Raw genomic sequence first — 6046 nt, 5'->3', positions numbered from 1 at the left:
AAGACAGCTCTTGTTTTTGATGCATATTCATAAAAAGCACGTCACCCTTTCTCATTAACATAAGAGAATAGTAACGTGCTTTTAAGTTTAAAAATAGTCTAAATCCTTAATTTGATGGATGTGGGGTACCGCCACATCACCATCAAGTTAAGCTTATATAAGTTTAATTTTACTTAGAATTTTTTCTTTTTTGTAAAGGTCCAGTGTAAGTTCTTTAAAGATTTGCATACTAAATAAACCCTATTGGGTTTCAATTTTTTTGATTATGCTACATGATTGTGAGACATAGTAAAGTCATATACGACGCCTAAGATATCAAAGACTGTTTTCTTCTTGTACCGGTGAGATTTTCTCCCGTTTTTCTCTAAAAGATAAAACAAACGCAGTAAAACTTTTAATAATTCATGGATGCCCTTCTGTAATCCTTCATAAAACAATAGATAATAATTCTTTATCATATAGATGGATTTGTATTCACTTAGCTCTTTCTTTTTCTTATCCAAGAGTAACTGACGCATTTTGAACATCGTCGATGAACAAAGTAAAATACTAATGAGTTGTCCATATAAATGGCATTCCAAATGCTCTTTCTTGATTTCTTTGCACTTGTTAATTTGAAAGAAAGATTTCCATGTTTTGAACAAGATTTCAATTTGCCAGCGTAATGAATACAAGTCATGGATATTTTCCGTTGGAACATTTTCTGAAGAAAGATTCGTTATATACACGTTGATTCCACTCAACCTTTTACTTCGTTCTTTGTAGGTAATACCTTTCTTCTTTTCTTTTTTGGCTTGTTCCTTCAATCTTTTCTCTGTTTGTTCTTTTGTTAATCGATGAATAATAACACGAGCTGGTATTTTTTGATACTGCCCAATGTATGCTTCTGAAATTTCCATTGTTTGACCAGGTGACAATTGATTCATGAGTTCTTCCATATCTAACTGAGTAAATAGTGTTCCTTTCTTCACGGTCCCATTTCGAAAATACTCTGGATTATCATTTTTACGATAGATTCGAGAATTTAATTTCAAACGTGAGACATAGTAGGCTTCCTTTTCATGGATCTTTTGTAAATCATGTAAGTCGAAATACCCTAAATCTCTTATGCACAAGTCTTTTGGTTGTATGGCTTGTAGGCTTATTGAACCAAAAGTTTTATCATTTTCTCTTCCTTCTCCTACATAAACGTGCAGGAACTTTCCACTTAATAGGTCATACTCCAATTGAATTTTAACTCCTGCCGTATGGCTACTTCCACCCGAACCTTGATAATGTGAAGAAAACTTATCTGGAAGCTGAAATGTTGTAGAATCTAGAACCCGAATGCGCTTGAATATCGGAGTATATTGATGAATCATTTCTTGTGTTGAATGGATTCTTTGAGTTAAAAGGTTAGCTAGAACTTGTTCAAGAAACTGTACTGCGGAAACATTAAATCGTTGATTAAGTCCTTCAGGACTGATAAGAACACCTGTAGATACTTCAAGGCAGCTACATAATTGTGTGAGTGATGTACTTGCGACCTGTTGACTAAGCCATACACATAAAGCAACTAACTCCTGTGCTTGATATTTACTCTTTCGCTGAACGAATCCTTTTTCTTTGGCTAGGTGTTCTAGAACATGAGGAGACATATGTCGTTGTAATTCTTCAGCAATCAGCTGAAGTTCATCAAGAATCGAAAAATTCATAAAGAAACGCCATCCTTTCTGTATATTGCTACAAAAAGAATAGCGTTTTTTTCGCTTTATAAATACAATTTTTTTCAGTAAAAAATGTGGACGGTACCCCTAATACCCCAGAAGGAAAAGAAGAGTTTGAATCCTTTAACGTACAGGGTGTTCCATATATCATTGTAAAAGATCATGAAAATAACACTCAAAAATCAATTCTTGGATTCAGCACTCAATCATTAGAAGAAGCTATTTTATAATAATCATCCAACACCATGAAAAAGAAACGAACAAAAATGTTCGTTTCTTTTTCATGGTGTTTAATGCTCAAGAAAACTTATAACCGCATAAGTATATAGAACGACTAGAGCAAAGGCACATATTCCCATAATTATAATCGCTAGTGCGCTTTTCTCTTGTCTAAACCCTATAATTCCAAGAATAAATGCACTCAACATTGTTACCTTAAGCATTGTAGAAAGGTTGGGAATCGAATATCCACTCAACCAGGTAGAGAAACTTACAATTACGGAAAAAGAGAACAAAGTTAGAACAATAGATAATATATTAATTTGCTTCCCATACTTCAGTTGCATTTCGCTACCCCCTTTTCTTTTCATCAGTGAATAATAGGTAGATGGCTATATTTTTATTTTATTCTAAACTTTCTTGAAAATCTACAACAAAAAGAAGAGGTTGTCCCAAAAGTCGCTGAATAGTTACTTTTAGGCAACCTCTTTTCTTTATTTTTTACTTTCCTCTAGTTTAGAGATATTTGCTTCTTTTTCAGGTAACGTATCAACAAAATCCTTTTGAGATTTTAATAGGTCAGATTGTTGTATCCAAGCCATAAGATCATCTAAAGATTTACGAGCTTCTTTTACATCGCCAGTAATATCATTCATGTTCAACTTATTAAATGTAGCTAAAAATTCTTGTTGAATCTCACCTTGCAATGCATTGGCTTGCTTTGTTAATTCTTTATTTTCATCACTTTTTGCCTTTTGAACATTATTCATAGCTTTCCCGATTTCATGTTTATCAAAAGCATCTTGCGCTTTCTTTAAATTTTCGGTTTGTTCTAACTTACTTTTAATCTTCTTATCATCCTTCAACTTCAAAGCCTCTTGATAATTCTTTATAGCTTCGCTATATTTTTTATCCTTAATGTTCTTATCAGCTTTTGATGTATAATCTTCAAAGGAATTACTACTACAAGCTGCTAGTAGCAAGATGAATGCTAGAAACAACCCATAAAACTTAACGTTTTTCATAGAACCTATGCCTCCTCTTCTATATGCATATACTTATAATATTACAATTTCTGTAAAAATAGAAAGGAATAGATATGTTATCAATTTGATAAATATTCTATTGGAGGCATTATGTATCATTTATTATCTTTTTCGGTAGACTGAATATATTTAAAGAAATCCGGTGGTTCTTTCATTGCTTCTTTTTTAAATTTTTCAAGCTCTTCACGTTCACGCGGAGACAATCTTTCTAGTAGGGGTACCCCCTATCACCATCAAGCATAAGAAATGCAAATACCTCAAAACGAAAAAATGAGCATTTTGGAAAAAAACCACGTTAAGCAAAAAATACAATGAGCTGTCCATATGGACAGCTCATTTACATAATTATCGTTATCAGAAGTTACTCTTGGATTCTCATAATTGGATCTTGATCATGAAAACCAATACAAATTGGGATATGAATTGTTGCAATAATTTTTTTAAATGTAACAACAGTTCTAGCAATAAGATATAATGTTGTGCCTAGTGCTTTCTCATTATTATCAAATCCATTTTCAGTGTAAATCTGCGCAAATTCTTTTAAATCAGGACCTTCTACTTCACTAATCCAATCACTTGCCCAATCATCATCTTCTTCAGATAACTTTGTATACTCATCACAAATAAAGAAAGTACTGTTCCAGTCGTTGTCCATATCATATTCAAAATAAATGGCCTTTGCTGAATTCTGATTAGCTATATGTAGGGAGGTAGAAAAGGCATCTTTCAGCTTACTTTGAAACAAATCTAAATTTATATTCTGGATTCGTTTTGCTTGTTCTTTTCCTACTAATTTGGAGCATAGGTCGTAGTATTTCGCTTCAATCTCTGGCCATGAATGTTTTAATAATTCAGCTTGCATTTGATCTAAATAGTCGTATATTTCCATATTATTCATTCCTCTCTAAAAATAAGGCTTATATACTATTCAAGTTATCATAATTCTCGTTATAAGAAGTTAATTAACATTAGTTTATTCGTCTTATAAAATAAAAAATTAAGGAGGACAAAGTAACAGGAAGACTAAATTTAATAAAATCCATTATAGAATAAGATACATATCCTCTAGATAATCCAATGTACATTAAATACGTATAGGAAACACCTAACAATATAAACAGGGGAATCCCAATACTTAATTTATAACTTCTTTTTATTTTTCTATAAAAGAATTCCCCTAGTAAACAGCCTATAAGTACAGGTATACTCCCATACATAATATAAAGAATAGCTATCGACCAGAGAGAACCCCATGATTCCTCCATACCCTCAGGGTTAATTATAAATTCCAAACTAGATGTAAATATAGAAAAGAATATAAGACATACTAAATAACTAACTATAAATTTTTTCATTGCTACCCCCCATATAATTCATAATGCTATCTTCATTATATGGCAGTTACCTTTACCTTATATAGATAAAATGTAATATGTATATCGTATTCATGTAAGGTTAACATAACATCTCATTATGGGAATTCAATGTATTTAGAAGACTATTAAAAGTCCTCCAGATTGTTTAACTGGGGGACTTTTGTGTTCACATAATTATCGTTATTGGAAGTTATTTTTTGTTTTATTTTTTCTCACTAATTTTAAGTCGTCTTGCATTTCCAAAAAATGCGCTCCCAATTACGAATATAACAGAAGAGATATACAGTGTTATCCCTGAATATTCATTATCAAATATTGTAGTATTAAGAAAAGTAACAAACATCATCAATATAAGTGATATGTACAATCCATTAATATTTTTCATTTATGTTCCTCCCTTACTTTTTTCTTGTTCTTACGAATAAACCACAACACCACAGTTAAAAATAATAAAAAAATCAGTAAAAAGAGCGGTATTTTTTGAATAAAGAAAAATCCTTTCCAAAAATCTAACTTAGTACTATCAGGAGAATCTGTTGCCATCCCACCTATAAAAAAAGACAACGGAATAGCAAGTATATTTATCCCTAAACCGATCATTATGAATGATAGATTTTTATTCCGAATTTTTGGTAATGCAGCCATAATAAATAAAGATAATGCGGTACCAATTATAAGAAACAGTAATCCAAAATAAAATACAATATACATAATAAATCCCATAATATCCCTCCAAGACTTTAATTGTACCATCAATAAGGGTAATTTTGGTTGAATATGATATTCATAGAAAGTTAACATAACGTATCATTATCGGGATTCAATGTATTTAGAAGACTATTAAAAGTCCTCCAGATTGTTTAACTGGAGGACTTTTGTGTTCACATAATTTTTGTTATTGGAAGTTGATTAATATTAGCTTATTTGTCTTATAAGTTAAATTGAGAACAATTAGATTCCAAAATATTTCAGTTCTTTTTGTATGTTATTCAAAGCAAATCCCTCTCGTTCTCGAAAGGGGTTATTTGATTCGTTCGAAGATAATCTCAAAATATTGCGCGTATCCTGCGATTGATGGTGCAAAAATTTGAACAAATTTCCAACCGTCTTCAGCATGTTCGGCAATAATACGCTTATAATCTTCTTTAGGCTCCCCTTTCCAGTTATTAACTTCGACTTTCACGAATTTGTAATCGTACATATCCTTTCCCCCTTTTCCTAATTGTACCATTTCGGAGAATCGATTTGTTATGATTTTTGGATGTATATGTTATTCGCATTCAGTTAACATAACGCAATATTATTGGTAGCAAGGAAAAGGAGGAACCCCTACTCTCGTAAGGGAACCTCCTTTTTTATTCTATGCATTTTTTTATACATTCCTATTTTGGCGTGCCTTTTGGCCTCCCCATAGTTCCCTATGTCTCCCGATTTTTCGCATAAAATATTGCATGCTCCTAGGGGGTCACTATATATGAACACTACGTATTTGACTTTCTCAATGACCAACATTACTTAACGTGGTAAAATAATATTCGGATGGGAATCCAATGTTATTAAAATTAAAGTGGTTATCAAGTCGGAGGAAGGCACCTTAGGGTGTCTTTTCTTTTTAAAATATATAAGCGCACCATCCCTTTCCTAATAGAGGCTCCCCTCATGCCTCCTTACAGGGAGAATGATAAGGCATTTTTTATTT

At 32.0% G+C, this 6046-nt stretch carries 8 protein-coding genes; all 8 read right to left on the bottom strand.

Annotated elements, in window-relative coordinates:
• Positions 1-263 precede the first annotated feature (263 nt).
• The 8 genes from MR065_RS22230 to MR065_RS22195 all read right to left on the bottom strand — a co-directional run bounded on the left by MR065_RS22230 (position 264) and on the right by MR065_RS22195 (position 5548).
• On the bottom strand, positions 264-1694 hold the full coding sequence (locus tag MR065_RS22230) for an IS4 family transposase (RefSeq protein WP_242215097.1): 1431 nt from the start codon (positions 1692-1694) through the stop codon (positions 264-266).
• Positions 1695-1996: 302 nt separating this feature from the next.
• Positions 1997-2272, bottom strand: a complete 276-nt coding sequence (locus MR065_RS22225) for a hypothetical protein (RefSeq protein WP_242215096.1) — start codon at positions 2270-2272, stop codon at positions 1997-1999.
• Positions 2273-2419: 147 nt separating this feature from the next.
• Positions 2420-2950 carry a hypothetical protein gene (locus MR065_RS22220; protein WP_242215095.1) on the bottom strand — a complete coding sequence of 177 codons (531 nt, stop codon included), beginning with the start codon at positions 2948-2950 and terminating at the stop codon, positions 2420-2422.
• A gap of 382 nt (positions 2951-3332) precedes the next feature.
• Positions 3333-3860, bottom strand: coding sequence for a hypothetical protein (locus MR065_RS22215; RefSeq protein ID WP_242215094.1), 528 nt, complete (start codon positions 3858-3860; stop codon positions 3333-3335).
• 79 nt (positions 3861-3939) lie between these two features.
• Positions 3940-4326 (bottom strand): hypothetical protein, encoded by a 387-nt coding sequence (locus MR065_RS22210; RefSeq protein ID WP_242215093.1) that lies wholly within the window; start codon positions 4324-4326, stop codon positions 3940-3942.
• A 223-nt stretch (positions 4327-4549) separates the two neighbouring features.
• Positions 4550-4732, bottom strand: a complete 183-nt coding sequence (locus tag MR065_RS22205; protein WP_242215092.1) for a hypothetical protein — start codon at positions 4730-4732, stop codon at positions 4550-4552.
• Positions 4729-5070: a hypothetical protein gene (locus MR065_RS22200; protein ID WP_242215091.1), complete on the bottom strand. Its 342-nt coding sequence runs from the start codon at positions 5068-5070 to the stop codon at positions 4729-4731. The genes MR065_RS22205 and MR065_RS22200 overlap by 4 nt, the downstream gene beginning before the upstream one ends.
• Before the next feature lie 298 nt (positions 5071-5368).
• A complete protein-coding gene (locus tag MR065_RS22195) occupies positions 5369-5548 on the bottom strand; it encodes a DUF4177 domain-containing protein (protein ID WP_000272495.1) in 180 nt (59 codons plus the stop codon).
• Positions 5549-6046 lie beyond the last annotated feature (498 nt).

The organism is Bacillus cereus group sp. BfR-BA-01383, from assembly GCF_022663495.1.
In the GTDB taxonomy this organism is placed as follows: domain Bacteria; phylum Bacillota; class Bacilli; order Bacillales; family Bacillaceae_G; genus Bacillus_A; species Bacillus_A cereus_AU.
This window is presented reverse-complemented; position numbering and strand designations above follow the sequence as displayed.

What these genes read in the sequence shown, in the direction of transcription:
- MR065_RS22195 (WP_000272495.1), bottom strand. Translation starts at nt 5,548, where the DNA reads ATGTACGATTACAAATTCGTGAAAGTCGAAGTTAATAACTGGAAAGGG.
- MR065_RS22205 (WP_242215092.1), bottom strand. Translation starts at nt 4,732, where the DNA reads ATGAAAAATATTAATGGATTGTACATATCACTTATATTGATGATGTTT.
- MR065_RS22220 (WP_242215095.1), bottom strand. Translation starts at nt 2,950, where the DNA reads ATGAAAAACGTTAAGTTTTATGGGTTGTTTCTAGCATTCATCTTGCTA.
- MR065_RS22230 (WP_242215097.1), bottom strand. Translation starts at nt 1,694, where the DNA reads ATGAATTTTTCGATTCTTGATGAACTTCAGCTGATTGCTGAAGAATTA.
- MR065_RS22200 (WP_242215091.1), bottom strand. Translation starts at nt 5,070, where the DNA reads ATGGGATTTATTATGTATATTGTATTTTATTTTGGATTACTGTTTCTT.
- MR065_RS22210 (WP_242215093.1), bottom strand. Translation starts at nt 4,326, where the DNA reads ATGAAAAAATTTATAGTTAGTTATTTAGTATGTCTTATATTCTTTTCT.
- MR065_RS22215 (WP_242215094.1), bottom strand. Translation starts at nt 3,860, where the DNA reads ATGGAAATATACGACTATTTAGATCAAATGCAAGCTGAATTATTAAAA.
- MR065_RS22225 (WP_242215096.1), bottom strand. Translation starts at nt 2,272, where the DNA reads ATGCAACTGAAGTATGGGAAGCAAATTAATATATTATCTATTGTTCTA.